14 protein-coding genes are annotated in these 13,888 nt (G+C 65.3%); 2 read left to right on the top strand and 12 right to left on the bottom strand.

Features of this window, described 5'->3' with window-relative positions; all coding sequences use genetic code 11:
• The 4 genes from U5768_RS27525 to U5768_RS27510 all read right to left on the bottom strand — a co-directional run.
• Positions 1-201: electron transfer flavoprotein subunit beta/FixA family protein (locus U5768_RS27525; protein WP_415913979.1), on the bottom strand; the 201-nt coding region annotated here is incomplete at its 3' end.
• Positions 202-425: 224 nt separating this feature from the next.
• Complete coding sequence (locus U5768_RS27520) at positions 426-1,223, bottom strand: MetQ/NlpA family ABC transporter substrate-binding protein (protein ID WP_322033524.1); 798 nt, start codon at positions 1,221-1,223, stop codon at positions 426-428.
• 65 nt (positions 1,224-1,288) lie between these two features.
• Complete coding sequence (locus U5768_RS27515) at positions 1,289-1,942, bottom strand: methionine ABC transporter permease (RefSeq protein ID WP_322033523.1); 654 nt, start codon at positions 1,940-1,942, stop codon at positions 1,289-1,291.
• Entirely contained in the window at positions 1,932-2,966 is a 1,035-nt protein-coding gene (locus tag U5768_RS27510; RefSeq protein WP_322033522.1) for a methionine ABC transporter ATP-binding protein, read from the bottom strand. The genes U5768_RS27515 and U5768_RS27510 overlap by 11 nt, the downstream gene beginning before the upstream one ends.
• Positions 2,967-3,246: 280 nt before the next feature.
• On the opposite strand from U5768_RS27510, the gene U5768_RS27505 reads away from it, so the two are divergent.
• Positions 3,247-4,125 (top strand): alpha/beta hydrolase, encoded by an 879-nt coding sequence (locus U5768_RS27505; RefSeq protein ID WP_322033521.1) that lies wholly within the window; start codon positions 3,247-3,249, stop codon positions 4,123-4,125.
• A 15-nt stretch (positions 4,126-4,140) separates the two neighbouring features.
• Here the strand turns inward: U5768_RS27505 and U5768_RS27500 are convergent, their stop codons facing one another.
• Together U5768_RS27500 and U5768_RS27495 are read right to left on the bottom strand one after the other, a co-directional pair.
• On the bottom strand, positions 4,141-4,935 hold the full coding sequence (locus tag U5768_RS27500) for an enoyl-CoA hydratase (RefSeq protein WP_322033520.1): 795 nt from the start codon (positions 4,933-4,935) through the stop codon (positions 4,141-4,143).
• A gap of 42 nt (positions 4,936-4,977) precedes the next feature.
• Positions 4,978-5,904: a histone deacetylase family protein gene (locus U5768_RS27495; protein WP_322033519.1), complete on the bottom strand. Its 927-nt coding sequence runs from the start codon at positions 5,902-5,904 to the stop codon at positions 4,978-4,980.
• A gap of 213 nt (positions 5,905-6,117) precedes the next feature.
• On the opposite strand from U5768_RS27495, the gene mltB reads away from it, so the two are divergent.
• Complete coding sequence (gene mltB / locus U5768_RS27490) at positions 6,118-7,410, top strand: lytic murein transglycosylase B (protein WP_322033518.1); 1,293 nt, start codon at positions 6,118-6,120, stop codon at positions 7,408-7,410.
• Positions 7,411-7,506: 96 nt separating this feature from the next.
• Here mltB and cysM read toward each other — a convergent pair whose 3' ends face one another.
• The 6 genes from cysM to lapB all read right to left on the bottom strand — a co-directional run bounded on the left by cysM (position 7,507) and on the right by lapB (position 13,871).
• Positions 7,507-8,409 (bottom strand): cysteine synthase CysM, encoded by a 903-nt coding sequence (gene cysM, locus U5768_RS27485; RefSeq protein WP_322033517.1) that lies wholly within the window; start codon positions 8,407-8,409, stop codon positions 7,507-7,509.
• A gap of 255 nt (positions 8,410-8,664) precedes the next feature.
• Entirely contained in the window at positions 8,665-9,015 is a 351-nt protein-coding gene (locus U5768_RS27480) for a ComEA family DNA-binding protein (protein ID WP_322033516.1), read from the bottom strand.
• A 73-nt stretch (positions 9,016-9,088) separates the two neighbouring features.
• Entirely contained in the window at positions 9,089-10,081 is a 993-nt protein-coding gene (gene rfaD / locus U5768_RS27475) for an ADP-glyceromanno-heptose 6-epimerase (protein ID WP_322033515.1), read from the bottom strand.
• 117 nt (positions 10,082-10,198) lie between these two features.
• Positions 10,199-11,203, bottom strand: coding sequence for a D-glycero-beta-D-manno-heptose-7-phosphate kinase (gene rfaE1 / locus U5768_RS27470; protein WP_322033514.1), 1,005 nt, complete (start codon positions 11,201-11,203; stop codon positions 10,199-10,201).
• Complete coding sequence (locus U5768_RS27465) at positions 11,175-12,572, bottom strand: UDP-glucose/GDP-mannose dehydrogenase family protein (protein WP_322033513.1); 1,398 nt, start codon at positions 12,570-12,572, stop codon at positions 11,175-11,177. The genes rfaE1 and U5768_RS27465 overlap by 29 nt, the downstream gene beginning before the upstream one ends.
• Before the next feature lie 123 nt (positions 12,573-12,695).
• Positions 12,696-13,871, bottom strand: coding sequence for a lipopolysaccharide assembly protein LapB (lapB, locus tag U5768_RS27460; protein WP_322033512.1), 1,176 nt, complete (start codon positions 13,869-13,871; stop codon positions 12,696-12,698).
• Positions 13,872-13,888: the final 17 nt, after the last annotated feature.

Genomic DNA, 13,888 nt, shown 5'->3' with positions numbered 1-13,888 from the left:
TTGCGTCACGCCCGCCGAAACGGCGATGACTTCCGTCGCCACGCCGGCTTCCTTCAGGCGCACCGCTTCTTCCACGGCGATTTCGTCGAACGGGTTCATCGACATCTTCACGTTCGCGATATCGACGCCCGTGCCGTCCGACTTCACACGAACCTTCACGTTGTAATCGACTACGCGTTTGACTGGCACAAGGACTTTCATTCACATGCTCCGAAGTTACGAATACGTCAACCTGGCGGACATTATAGCGATAGCCCTGTCGGGCCGATCTGCCACCAGCAATTTTCACGAACCACCGCTGCCGCACCCCCCTGCTTCACTCCGGCCATCAGTAGCGAACGATCGTGCGATTTTACGGTGGAAAAAACCCGGGCATCAAGCCCGGGCGCCGAAAAATATCTCTAATTTCACGGCCTCGCGCAGGCTTACCACGCCGTGATGACCGCCCCGCCGAACTTCGTGTCGATGTACTGCTTCACTTCCGGCGAGTGGTACGCGGCCACCAGTTTCGCGACCCAGGGCTTGTTGCGGTCGGCTTCGCGGATCGCGAGGATGTTCACGTAAGGCCCCTTCGGGTCCTCGATCGCGATCGCATCCTGCTTCGGCTTCAGGCCCGCTTCCATCGCGAAGTTCGTGTTGATCGCGGCGGCGTCCACGTCGTCGAGCGAGCGCGGAATCTGCGCGGCGTCCAGTTCGACGATCTTCAGCTTCCTGGGGTTTTCCACGATATCGAGCGGCGTCGCCTTCAAACCGGCTCCGGCGCGCAACTTGATGAGGCCCTGGCTTTGAAGCAGCAGCAACGCGCGGCCGCCATTCGTCGGGTCGTTGGGCACCGCGATGCGAGCGCCCGGCTTCAGTTCGGCGAGCGACTTGATCTTTTTCGAATAAATGCCCATCGGGAACGTGACCGTGTCCGCGATCTTGATGAGCTTGTAGCCGCGATCCTTCACCTGCGCGTCGAGATACGGCCCGTGCTGGTAGCTGTTGGCGTCGAGGTCGCCGCCCGCGAGCGCCGCATTCGGCTGCACGTAGTCGGAGAACTCGACGATCTTGATGTTCAGGCCGTTCTTCGCGGCCACGCTCTTCACGACTTCCATCACCTGCTCGTGCGGGCCGCCCGTTACGCCCACCTTGATGGTTTCGTCCGCGTGGGCAGCGAAGGGGGCAATCAGCGAAGCCGTGCCAAGCGCTAGCGCGAGCCGGATCATGAAACGACGTTGCATACCAAACCTTTGTCTTGTGTAGTTGTGTTGATCGAAAAACGGCCTGTTTCAGGCTTGTTTATGGCTCATTTGTGGCTGAGACGCCGCACGAGCCAGTCGCCGAACGACTGCACGAGCTGCACGAACACGATCAGGATCACGACGACGATCAGCATGACTTCGGGCTCGAAGCGCTGATAACCGTAGCGGATGCCGAGGTCGCCAAGACCTCCGCCGCCGATCGCGCCCGCCATCGCCGAATAGCCGACGAGCGAGATGAACGTGATGGTGAGCCCCGCTACCACGCCCGGCAGCGATTCGGGCAGCAGCACCTTGAAAACGATCTGGCTCGTGCTCGCGCCCATGGCCTGGGCCGCTTCGATCAGGCCGCGATCGACTTCGCGCAGCGCCGTTTCCACGAGACGCGCGATGAACGGCGCCGCGGCAATGGTGAGCGGCACGATGGCCGCGGCCGTGCCGATCGACGAACCGACCACGAGGCGCGTGAACGGAATCACTGCGACGAGCAGGATGATGAACGGCGTCGAGCGCACCGCGTTGACGATCACGCCCATCACGCGATTCGCGGCGACGTTTTGCAGCACGCCGTTGCGGTCGGTGAGATAGAGCAGCACGCCGAGCGGCAGGCCCACGGCCGCGCCCACGAGTCCCGAGATGCCCACCATGACGAGCGTTTCCCAGAACGACTGGACGAACATGTCGAACATTTCACTCCACATGGGACAGCTCCTCCACCACCACGCCTTGCTCGCGCAGCCACGTCATGGCCTGCGCCACCTTCACCGGATCGCCGCCCGCAAGCACCGCGAGCGAGCCGAACGCCTGCCCCTGGATCTCGTCGATCTGGCCGTGCAGGATGTTGAAATCGAGTTCGAAGCGGCGAATCGTTTCCGAGAGCACCGGCTGGTCGACGCCCGTACCCGTGAACGCAAGGCGCAGCAAATGGCCGCTGCCCTTCGCGAGACGCTCGGCCACGCGCGCCTTGAGCGCGGGCGGCAGTTCCTGCGCGATCACGTCGCCGAGCAGCGCGCGCGTGACTTCGTGGCGCGGTTGCAGGAACACGTCGATCACGGGCCCGCTTTCCACTACGCGACCCGCGTCGAGCACGGCCACGCGGTCGCACACCTGTTTGATCACTTCCATCTGGTGCGTGATCATCACGATGGTCAGGTTCAGCTCGCGATTGATCTTGCGCAGCAGGTCGAGAATCGCGCGCGTGGTTTCAGGGTCGAGCGCGGAGGTGGCTTCGTCCGAGAGCAGCACCTTCGGCTTGCTCGCGAGCGCGCGCGCAATGCCCACGCGCTGCTTCTGGCCGCCGCTGATCTGCGACGGATAGCGATCCTTTTGCGCGGTGAGGCCGACGAGTTCGAGCAGCGGCAGCACCGTGGCTTCGATCTCGGCGCGCTTCACGCCCGCGAGTTCAAGCGGCAACGCGACGTTGTCGAACACCGTGCGCGACGAGAGCAGATTGAAGTGCTGAAAGATCATGCCGATCTCGCGGCGCGCTTCGCGCAAGTCGGCGGACGAGAGCGACGTGAGCGTGCGCCCGTTCACGACGATGTCGCCTTCCGTGGGCCGCGTGAGCAGGTTGATGGTGCGCACGAGCGTGCTCTTGCCTGCGCCGCTGCGCCCAATGATGCCGAACACTTCGCCCGGCGGAATCGTCAGATTGACGTTGTGCAGCGCCTCGATCCAGCCTTGTGGGCCGGCGAAGCGCTGGGACACGTTTCGAATTTCGATCATGGAGAAAAGCAAAACGGCGGGTGTGCCGCGCGCCGCTCGCATTGACCGTACCTTTCGGAGTTCGGAAAACGCGTCGCGCCGGCAGACAGCCGCCGTTTGATGGACTGGATTTAGCTCGCCATTTTACCCTGGTACGCCAAATTCCTTTTAATAATCAATTTCGATACTTTCATAACGGGATTGCATTAGAGGGCGGTGGCGGCGCGCCGTGGTCCGCCGGGCCGCTACACTGCTGCGGACACAGAGATACCGACAACGACCCGCCCAACCAGGGAGCGAGATGGAGACCAGTCAGAAAACCGGCGAGACCGAAGCCCTGCGCTCGACGCTACGCACGCGCGACGGCGTCGAACTGCCGCTCTACGTCTGGCGCGCGAGCGCGCCGCCGCGCGCGGCCATCGCGCTCGTTCACGGCCTCGCGGAACACGCGGGCCGCTATGCGGCGCTCGCCGCGCGCCTGAACGCGGCGGGCATCGATGTCTACGCAATCGATCTGCGCGGTCACGGGCATGCGCCGGGCCGGCGCACGTGGGTCGCGCGCTTCGACGAATACCTCGACGACGCCGAGGCGCTTATTGCCCACGCGAGCGCGCAATGCGCCGCAGGTGGCACGCCGCTCTTTCTGATGGGCCACAGCATGGGCGGCGCGATCGCCGCGCTCTACGCCGTCGAACGCTTACCGCAATCGCGCGTGCCGCTCGCGGGCCTGCTGCTTTCCAGCGCGGCGCTGGCGCCGGGCCGCGACGTGCCCGCGTGGATGATCGCGGCGAGCCGCGTGATCAGCGCGATCTGGCCGACCTTTCCGGCCATGAAGATCGAGGCCGCGCTGCTCGCGCGCGATAACGCCGTGGTCGAAGCCAATCGCGCCGATCCGCTCGTGCATCACGGCGCGATTCCCGCGCGCACGGGGGCGCAATTGCTGGGAGCGATGAAGCGCATCGAAGCGGGCCGCGCGCAACTCCGGCTACCCGTGCTGATCTGGCATGGCACCGGGGACAAGCTCACCGAGCCCGAAGGCAGCCGCGCGTTCGGCGCGAACGTGGGATCGCCCGACCGCACGCTCACGCTGTATGAAGGCAGCTACCACGAGACGCTCAACGACCTCGATCGCGAACGCGTGATCGGCGCGCTGCTCGACTGGATCGGTCTGCACTCCTGAACGTGCGCACGCGCATTACTTCGCGCCGCGTTTCTCGATGAATGCCTGCACGCCGTCGAGCGCGGGGTCGGTCATCATGTTGCACGCCATGGTCTGCCCGGCCACTTGATACGCGGCTTCGATGCCCATTTCGAGCTGCCGGTAGAAGAGCGCCTTGCCTGCCTCGACCGCCTCGCGCGGCTTCGCGCAGATGCTCGCGGCGAGCGCCGTCACGGCGGCGTCGAGTTCGTCGGCGGGGACCACGCGGTTCACGAGGCCTTCGCGCAGCGCCTTGTGCGCGTCGATGAATTCGCCCGTCATCAGCATCTCGAAGGCCGCCTTGCGCGAAACGTTGCGCGAGAGCGGCACGGCCGGCGTCGAGCAAAAGAGCCCGAGATTGATGCCCGACACGGCAAAGCGCGCCGTATCCGCCGCCACGGCCAGATCGCACATCGCGACGAGCTGGCAACCCGCCGCCGTCGCCACGCCCTGCACGCGCGCGATCACGGGCTGCGGCATCTTTTGAATGGCGAGCATCATCTTCGAGCAGCGCTCGAACAGTTTCGCGTAGTACTCGTGCGAGGGCGCCGCGCGCATTTCCCTGAGATCGTGGCCCGCGCAGAACGCACGCCCCGCGGCGGCGATGACGATCGCGCGCGCGTCGGATTTCGCCAGCGCGGCGAGTTCCGTTTGCAATGCGTCGATGAGCGCTTCGGAAAGCGCGTTGAACGCATCCGGGCGATTGAGCGTCAGGCGCACGACGCCTGGCACGCCGTACGCGTCGCGCGTGAGTTCGACGAGCGATGCCGAAGCGCTGGGATTGGCACTCATGATGCGTGTCTCCATCGTTCGAATAGGGGCGGTGCGGGTCGCCTAGATATCCGCGAGCACGCGCAGATGCGCCACCACACTGCGGCCGAGCGCCGAAAGGTTATAGCCGCCTTCCAGGCTGCTCACGATGCGCCCCTTCGCGTAGCGGCCCGCAATCTCGCGAATCTGTTCCGTGATCCACGCGAAGTCGTCCTCGACGAGCCCCATGTTGCCGAGGTCGTCCTCGCGATGCGCGTCGAAGCCCGCCGAGATGAACACCATCTCCGGCTTGAATTCGTGCAGGCGCGGCAGCCACATGATGTCGATGGCCTCGCGCACTTCCATGCCTTTCGTGCGCGCCGCGATCGGCAGGTTGACCATGTTCGGCGCCGGATTTTCCGCGCCCGTGTACGGATAGAACGGATGCTGGAAGAAGCTGCACATCAGCACGCGCGAATCGCCCGCGAATGCCGCTTCGGTGCCGTTGCCGTGATGCACGTCGAAATCGACGATCGCCACGCGTTGGAGGCCGTGGACTTCGAGCGCATGACGCGCCGCGATCGCGATGTTGTTGAAGAAGCAAAAGCCCATCGCACGCGCGGGCTCCGCGTGATGGCCAGGCGGGCGCACGCTGCAGAATGCGTTCTCGTAGCGCCCTGCGAGCACGGCGTCGGTGGCCGCGATCGCCGCGCCCGCCGCGCGCAGGGCCGCCTGCCACGTGTGCGGATTCATCAGCGTGTCGGGGTCGATGCTCGCGTAGCCTTCCCTGGGCGCCGTGTTGCGGATGAAGTCGATTTGCGCCTGCGTATGCACGCGCAGAAGGTCCGCGTCGGTAGCGAGTGGCGCCGATTCGTCGCGCTCGATCAGCGCGTCGATACGGCTCGCGATCAGTTGGTCTTCGATGGCCTGCAGGCGCGCGGGGCATTCAGGATGCCATTCGCCCATTTCGTGCAGCAGAAAATCGGGATGAGAGAAGAAACCGGTCGTCATGAGTCGCACTGGCCGCGGCCTTCGCTCAGGGGCGCGACCGCGGGTCTCCTTCTGTCTTGTGTCTGGCTGCGCGCCGACCGGCGCGCGAACAGACAAACGTTACCACAGCGACCTGGTGCTCACGCGCCACGCCGGCGCGCAACGGCCCAATTCCCATAAGGCGCTCGGTTATACTGCCCGGGATCTTCCTGGACCGCTCTCCCCCTCTTACTCATGACGCTCAAGACCGCTCTGTCCGCCTCGCGCCGCTCACGTCGCACGACCCTCGCACTCGCGCTTTGCGTCGCGGCGACGTTGTGCACCGGCGCGGCGCGCGCGCAAACCGCCGCGCCGAAATCGCGACAGACGCCACTCAAGCTTGCGCAGGCACAGCCGCAAACGCCGACGCAGGGCCAGACGTTCGAAGAGGAAATCGTCCCGCAGCGCTACGCGAATAATCCGGACGTCGACGGCTTCATCAACGACATGGTGGCGCGTTACGACTTCGATCCCGCGGCGCTGCACGCGCTCTTCGCGAGCGCGAATTATTCGGCCACGGCCGTGAAGCTCGTCACGCCCTCGCCCGTTCCCGGCGTGAAGAACTGGCGCGCGTATCAAGCGCGTTTCCTCGACCCGGTACGCATCAATGCGGGCGTGCGCTTCTGGCGCGCGAACCAGGCTACGCTGCAACGCGCATCGGAGGAGTTTGGCGTACCGCCCGAGGTGATCGTCGGCATTATCGGCGTGGAGACGATCTACGGCCGCTACATGGGCAACTTCCGCGTGCTTGACGCGCTCACCACGCTCGCCTTCGACTATCCGGACACGCCAAACCGTGCCGATCGCATGGCAACGTTCCGCAAGAATCTCGAAGACTACCTCGTGTGGACGCGCGACGCGCAGATCGATCCGTCGTCGGTGCTCGGCTCGTACACGGGCGCGATCGGCATTCCGCAGTTCCTGCCGAGCAGCATCGTGCAGTACGCGGTGGACTACGAGGGCAACCATCACATCGACCTGCGCGCCAGCACGGCCGACGCGATCGGTAGCGTGGCGAACTATCTGCGGCAGAACGGCTGGGAATCGGGCCGGCCCGTGGTGTGGAATATCGCCACCGACGCGGGCAGCCTCGGCATCGCGCAGGCCGCCGCGGACGGCAAGCCGGAACCGCGCTGGCCGCTCAGCCAGTTGCTGCACTCGGGGCTCGTGCTCGACCAGCCGGACGTGGACGTCGACGCCGAGGCGGGCACGCCCGTCACGGTGATCGATCTGCCCTCGCCTGGACGCGGCACCGAGTACAAGCTCGGGCTCAAGAACTTCTATGTGCTCACGCGCTATAACCGCAGCTTCTTCTACGCGCTCGCGGTGTATCAACTCGGCATGCGCGTGAAGGCGCGGATGCTGGCCACGCAACCGGGCGTGGGCGTGGGCCCGCAGAACGGCAACGGCGGCGGCAACGGAAATGACAACGGCGTGAACGGCGCGCCGAACGGCACGGGCACGACGCCGCCAGCACAGCAAGACTAGATTGCGCGGCGGTGCAAACAAAACGGCCTTCGGAACATACCGAAGGCCGTTTTCGCATCGACGCGTCAACGCGTCAATCAAGCGGGATGAGGTGGGTCAAGCGGGAAACACACCCGTGGAAAGATAGCGGTCGCCCCGGTCGCAGACGATGAACACGATCGTCGCGTTTTCGAGCTGACGCGCAAGACGCAGCGCCACTTCGCATGCACCGCCCGACGAGATGCCCGCAAAAATGCCTTCGACCGAGGCAAGACGACGCGCCATGTTTTCGGCGGCGGCCTGGCTGACGTTCTCCACGCGATCCACGCGGCTGCGGTCGAAAATCTTCGGCAAATACGCTTCGGGCCACTTGCGGATGCCCGGAATGCGCGAGCCCTCTTCCGGCTGCGCGCCGACGATCTCGATGGCCTGATTCTTTTCTTTCAGGAACTGGGACGTGCCCATGATCGTGCCGGTCGTCCCCATCGACGAAACGAAGTGCGTGACGCGCCCTTCCGTATCGCGCCAGATTTCCGGACCCGTGGTCTCGTAATGCGCGAGCGGATTGTCGGGATTGGCGAACTGGTCGAGGATGATGCCCTTGCCGTCGCGCTGCATTTGCTCGGCGAGGTCGCGGGCATACTCCATGCCGCCCTTGACCGGCGTGAGCGTGATTTCGGCGCCATAGGCGGCCATGCTCTGGCGGCGCTCGACCGAAAGGTCCTCGGGCATGATGAGCACCATCTTGTAGCCGCGGATCGCCGCCGCCATGGCGAGCGCAATGCCCGTATTGCCGCTCGTCGCTTCGATGAGCGTGTCGCCAGGCTTGATGCGGCCGCGCTCTTCGGCTTTGCGGATCATCGAGAGCGCCGGGCGGTCCTTCACCGAACCGGCCGGGTTGTTGCCTTCGAGCTTGGCCAGCACGACGTTATTGCGGGCGCGAATATCGTCGTCAGGCAGGCGGACGAGCTGCACGAGAGGCGTATTGCCGATCGTGTCTTCAATGGTCTTGTATGGCATGGGGAGGACAGTAAGGCGCGATGACGTGATCCAGCGATTCTAAACCACGCGGGCAGCGACCGCAGGGCACCCCGCTTTGACCCATAACGGTCGTAGGGACGCAGGGCTGGCACCCAACCTCGACGCATGGCAAAAAGCCCGCGGCGCGAGCCGCGGGTCAACGTCGCGGGTCAACCTCACCTGAGCGACACCTGAAGGAGACTGCAACCCCGCGAGCGTAATGCACGACGCGCGGGGCAAAACGGACGACGGCGCCTACTTCTTGACCGCCACCGTGGCCGGTTGCGGCGCCCCCGCCTTCGCGGGCGTTGCCTGTGCAACCTTCGACTGCGCAGCCTGGGCATTCGCGGGGCCGACCGACAATCCTTCGGCCTGCAAACGTTCGACGGTATGGCCGCCCATGCCCTTCACGCGCTTGCCGAGGTCAGCGGCATCCTTGTACGGGCCGTGCGCGCCGCGCTCGTCGAGAATGGCCTTGGCGCGCGCGGGCCCAATGCCCTTGATGCCGCGAAGCGCGTCTTCGTTGGCCGTGTTGACGTCCACGGCCGCGAAGGCGTGGCTGAATACGGCCAGAAGCGCGGCCGCCGCAAGGATTTTTCGGAACATGCTGGATCTCCCTGAAAACGCCGGCGACCATCGCCGGCGAGGAGAGTCCAGTGTAGGGAGTCAGGGCTTCGCGTTACACCTGGCCAGAAAGCCAACGTACGTAACGATCCACCCCTTCCTGCACCGTCAGGAACGGCGCGTCGTAGCCCGCTGCGCGCAGCTTGGACTGATCCGCCTGCGTGAAGCACTGGTACTTGCCGCGCAGCGCATCGGGAAACGGAATGTACTCGATCAGCCCTTCCTCGACCTGCTTCGCGAGCGAGAGGGCAGGCTTGCCTTCCATCGCCCGCATCGTGTTCACCACGGTCGTGGCGATGTCGTTGAACGGCTGCGCGCGGCCGCTGCCCAGATTGAAGATGCCCGTCTTCTCCGGATGATCGAAGAAGAACAGGTTGACCTTCACCACGTCCTCGACCGAAACGAAATCGCGCGTCTGTTCGCCTGGCGCATAGCCGTTGTACTCGCCGAACAGCTTCACGCGGCCTTCGGCGCGGAACTGGTTGAAGTTGTGGAACGCTACCGACGCCATGCGCGCCTTGTGCGTCTCGCGCGGCCCATACACGTTGAAATAGCGAAAGCCCGCAATCTGGCTTTGCGCCGTGGGCAGCGCGCGGCGGATCACCTGGTCGAACAGAAACTTCGAATAGCCGTACACGTTCAGCGGCGCTTCCACTTCGCGCTCTTCGACAAAGCGCGTCGAGCCGCCATAGATCGCCGCCGACGACGCATACAGAAACTGCACGCGCTGCGCGAGGCACGCGTCGAGCAGCGCGCGGCTGTAGCGGAAGTTGTTGTCCATCATGTAGCGGCCGTCGGTTTCCATCGTGTCCGAACAGGCGCCTTCGTGGAACACCGCGCGCACGTCGCCGAAATCGCCGCGCGCGAAGCGCTCGACGAACTCGGTCTTGTCGATGTAGTCGTCGATCTCGCAATCGACGAGATTCCTGAACTTGTCCGCGCGGGTGAGATTGTCGACGGCGATGATGCGGTCTTCGCCGCGTTCGTTCAGCGCCTTGACGATATTGCTGCCGATGAAACCGGCCGCGCCGGTGACGATGAGGGTCATGATAGGTCTGCGGTGACGCGGTTCACGCGAGGTTGATACAAGGTTGACCCTTGGCCGGGAAAACTCTCCGGAAATCCCGGCCGGGGGTGCGAGCGCTGCGCGAGCGCGTGCGGAACGTTATTGAAAGAGTTCGTCGTAATCGACGGTGGCCGTGCCGAGCTTGCCGACCACGATGCCGGCCGCGCGGTTCGCGAGCGCGACGCCCTCGACGAGCGGCAAACCCGCGCCCAGCATGACCGCGACAGTCGCGATCACCGTGTCGCCGGCGCCCGACACATCATACACTTCGCGCGCATCGGCCGCCGCGTGCAGCGCGCCGTCCTCGGAAAAGAGCGTCATACCCTCTTCCGAGCGCGTGAGCAGCAGCGCGTCGAACTGCAGTTCGCGGCGCAGCTTCGTCACGCGTGCGTGAAGGTCTTCCTCCGACTTCCACGTGCCCACCACTTCGCGCAACTCCGCGCGGTTCGGCGTGATGAGGCTCGCGCCGCGATAGCGTTCCCAGTCGTCGCCCTTGGGGTCGACCAGCACCGCCTTGCCCGCCGCGCGCGCTTTCGCGATCATCTGCGTGACATGCGTGAGGCCGCCCTTCGCGTAGTCGGAGAGCAGAATCACGTCGTGCGTGGGCAGCAGTGCGTCGAAACGCGCGAGGCCCGCGAGCAGGATCTCGTGCGCGGGCGTGTTCTCGAAGTCCACGCGCAGAAGCTGCTGCTGGCGCGAAAGGACGCGCAGCTTGATGGTGGTCGGCAATGCGGGATCGCGTTCGAGATACGCGTTCACGTTGCTTTCGTCGAGCAGCTCGACGATACGCTCGCCGGGTTCATCGTGGCCCACCACGCACAGCAGGCCCGCATGGGCGCCGAGCGCCGCCGCGTTGCGCGCGACGTTCGCGGCGCCGCCCAGGCGGTCTTCCTTGCGCTGCACGTGCACGACCGGCACCGGCGCTTCCGGCGAGATGCGGTTGACGTCGCCGAACCAGTAGCGGTCGAGCATGACGTCGCCGACCACGAGCACGCGCGAGGTGGCGAGCTTTTCGCGCGGCACGACGCGCACTTCGGGCGCGATAGCCGTGGCTAGCGCGGCGCCAGGCGTGGCTTCAGGCTGGGGAGTTTGCGAGGTTGACATGGGGCCGCCCAATCGAGTGATAGTCAATGCCCAGCTCCGCCATGGCGTCGGGCTCGTAGAGGTTGCGTCCGTCGAAGATACGCGGTGCCTTGAGCACCTTCTTTAGATGCGCGAAATCGGGCGCCTTGAACGCGGTCCATTCGGTCACGATCACGAGCGCGTCCGCACCCGTGAGCGCGTCGTCCTGGCTCGACGCGAACGTAAGGCGCGCGTGCTGCTGCGGCGCGTGCGCGAGATCGAGCGCGAACACGCGCCGCGCTTCCTCCGCCGCGACCGGGTCCCACGCGGCCACCGTCGCGCCGCGCGCCAGCAGGTCGGCGATCAGACGGCGGCTCGGCGCTTCGCGCATGTCGTCGGTGTTCGGCTTGAACGCGAGGCCCCAAACGGCGAAGTGCTTGCCGGTGAGGTCTTCGCCGCACGCCCTGACGATCTTCTTCACGAGCACTTCCTTCTGGCCGTGATTGACCGCCTCGACCGCTTCGAGCACGCGCAGGTTCTGGCCCGATTCCGCGGCCGTGCGGATCAGCGCCTGTACGTCCTTCGGGAAACACGAGCCGCCATAGCCGCAGCCCGCATACAGGAAGTGATAGCCGATACGCGGATCGGAGCCAATGCCGCGGCGCACCGATTCGATGTCGGCGCCCACGCGGTCGGCGAGATTCGCCATCTCGTTCATGAACGAAATGCGCGTGGCGAGCATGGCATTGGCCGCGTATTTCGTGAATTCCGCGGAGCGCACGTCCATGTAGATCGTGCGTTCGTGATTGCGGTTGAACGGCGCGTAGAGGCGCTTCATCTTCTCGCGCGCGGCGTTGCCGTTTTCGTCCTCGTCCAGACCGATGATGATGCGGTCCGGACGCATGAAGTCGTCCACGGCCGCGCCCTCTTTCAGGAACTCGGGATTCGAGACGACCGAAAAGCGATGGCCGTCGCTCTGCGAAAGGCCGCGCTTCGCCAGTTCATCGGCCAGCACGCCGTGCACGCGCTGCGCCGTGCCGACGGGCACCGTCGATTTGTCGACAACTACCTTGAAGCCGTTCATGTGGCGGCCGATGCTGCGCGCCGCCTCGAGCACGTACTGGAGGTCGGCCGAGCCATCCTCGTCGGGCGGCGTGCCCACAGCGATGAACTGGACCTCGCCGTGCTCGACGCTCGCGGCGACGTCGGTGGAAAAGGTAATGCGCCCGGCCGCGCGATTACGCGCGATGAGTTCGAGCAGCCCCGGCTCGTGAATCGGCACGCCGCCGCCATTCAGGATATCGATCTTGCGCGGATCGACATCGAGGCAAAACACGTCGTGGCCGATTTCGGCAAGACACGCACCGGTGACGAGGCCGACATAGCCGGTACCGACAATGGTGATCTTCATAGGCGCTCCGGTGACAGATGCTGATGATGTGGTGACTGGGTGCAGGGCCGCCGAGGTTGCGGCCGGCGACTCGCGGCCGGTGAGGTGCGGCCCCGGAGCCGGGCGGCGGGCGTGCCCGCGGGCTCAGCTCGACGCGGGAACCGGCTCGACGCGGCGCGGCGCATAGGTTTCCCAGCCGCTGCAGCCCGGACACTGCCAGTAGAAGAGGCGCGCCCGGAAGCCGCAGTTCTGGCAGGTATAGCGTGGCAGGTTCTTGGTGCGCTGCTGGAGCAGCTTGCGCATCAGTTCGAGTTCGCTGCGGCGCGGCTCCTCGGCGCTCGCCTGCTGCGCTTCGAGCAGACGCGCCATGCCGGCCAGATTCGGCGACTTCTGCATCTGCGCGCGGGCGAGCGCGTGCGCCGCATCGGCGCCGCGCAGCGCGGCGACGTGCTTGTAGGCGACGTCGAGCAGATCGTTCGTCGGATACGCGTCGACCCACGTCGTGAGCAAGTGCGCGCCCTCTTCGGCGCGGCCGAGCGTCTCGTAGGCCTTCATGACCTTTTCGGCGACGAGCGGCAGATAAGCGGGATTCTGCGCCTCGACTTCGCGCCAGTGGCCAAGCGCCGTCTCGCAATCGCCGCTGGCCGCGTCGACGTCGCCCGCGAGGATCGTCGCGCGCACGTTCTGCGGGTTGGCCTTGAGCGCCAGAGCGAGCTGGCGGCGCGCTTCTTCGGGCTTCTTCTGCTGGAGCGCTTCCTGCGCGAGTTCGCAATGGAACTGCGCGATCTCAAGGTCGAGCGACGCTGCGCCCATCGTTTCGAGATGACGCGCGGTGTCGATGCAGCGGTTCCAGTCCTTCTCGATCTCGTAAATCGCGAGCAGCGCGCGCTGTGCGCCGAGCGCAAAATCGCCCGACTTAAGCTTGCCGAAGGTTTCCTCGGCGCGGTCGAGCATGCCGGCCTTCAGGAAATCCTGGCCGAGTTCGTAAAGCGCGTGGTCGCGCTCGTTCACGGGCAGATCGGAGCGCGAAAGCAGATTCTGATGCACGCGGATCGCCCGGTCGGTCTCGCCGCGGCGGCGAAACAGATTGCCAAGCGCGAAGTGCAGTTCGACGGTCTCGGGGTCGAGCTTGGCGACCTCGATAAACGCGTCGATGGCCTTGTCGGGCTGCTCGTTGAGCAGGAAATTCAGGCCGCGGAAGTACGAACGCGGCAGATTGGCGCTTTCGGAAAGAAGAGCCTTCAGGTCGTAGCGCGACGCCATCCAGCCGAGCGCAAACGCGACGGGAATGACGAGGAGCCACCAAAAATCGAGATCCATGCGAGCGATGGTATGAG

It is taken from the genome of Paraburkholderia sp. J76 (assembly GCF_905220295.1).
GTDB lineage: Bacteria > Pseudomonadota > Gammaproteobacteria > Burkholderiales > Burkholderiaceae > Paraburkholderia.
The sequence above is the reverse complement of the archived record's forward strand: the minus strand, read 5'-3'. Positions and strand labels throughout refer to the sequence as shown.

What these genes read in the sequence shown, in the direction of transcription:
- rfaD (WP_322033515.1), bottom strand. Translation starts at nt 10,081, where the DNA reads ATGACCCTCATCGTCACCGGCGCGGCCGGTTTCATCGGCAGCAATATC.
- U5768_RS27465 (WP_322033513.1), bottom strand. Translation starts at nt 12,572, where the DNA reads ATGAAGATCACCATTGTCGGTACCGGCTATGTCGGCCTCGTCACCGGT.
- rfaE1 (WP_322033514.1), bottom strand. Translation starts at nt 11,203, where the DNA reads ATGTCAACCTCGCAAACTCCCCAGCCTGAAGCCACGCCTGGCGCCGCG.
- lapB (WP_322033512.1), bottom strand. Translation starts at nt 13,871, where the DNA reads ATGGATCTCGATTTTTGGTGGCTCCTCGTCATTCCCGTCGCGTTTGCG.
- cysM (WP_322033517.1), bottom strand. Translation starts at nt 8,409, where the DNA reads ATGCCATACAAGACCATTGAAGACACGATCGGCAATACGCCTCTCGTG.
- U5768_RS27480 (WP_322033516.1), bottom strand. Translation starts at nt 9,015, where the DNA reads ATGTTCCGAAAAATCCTTGCGGCGGCCGCGCTTCTGGCCGTATTCAGC.
- U5768_RS27495 (WP_322033519.1), bottom strand. Translation starts at nt 5,904, where the DNA reads ATGACGACCGGTTTCTTCTCTCATCCCGATTTTCTGCTGCACGAAATG.
- U5768_RS27510 (WP_322033522.1), bottom strand. Translation starts at nt 2,966, where the DNA reads ATGATCGAAATTCGAAACGTGTCCCAGCGCTTCGCCGGCCCACAAGGC.
- mltB (WP_322033518.1), top strand. Translation starts at nt 6,118, where the DNA reads ATGACGCTCAAGACCGCTCTGTCCGCCTCGCGCCGCTCACGTCGCACG.
- U5768_RS27515 (WP_322033523.1), bottom strand. Translation starts at nt 1,942, where the DNA reads ATGTGGAGTGAAATGTTCGACATGTTCGTCCAGTCGTTCTGGGAAACG.
- U5768_RS27505 (WP_322033521.1), top strand. Translation starts at nt 3,247, where the DNA reads ATGGAGACCAGTCAGAAAACCGGCGAGACCGAAGCCCTGCGCTCGACG.
- U5768_RS27500 (WP_322033520.1), bottom strand. Translation starts at nt 4,935, where the DNA reads ATGAGTGCCAATCCCAGCGCTTCGGCATCGCTCGTCGAACTCACGCGC.
- U5768_RS27520 (WP_322033524.1), bottom strand. Translation starts at nt 1,223, where the DNA reads ATGCAACGTCGTTTCATGATCCGGCTCGCGCTAGCGCTTGGCACGGCT.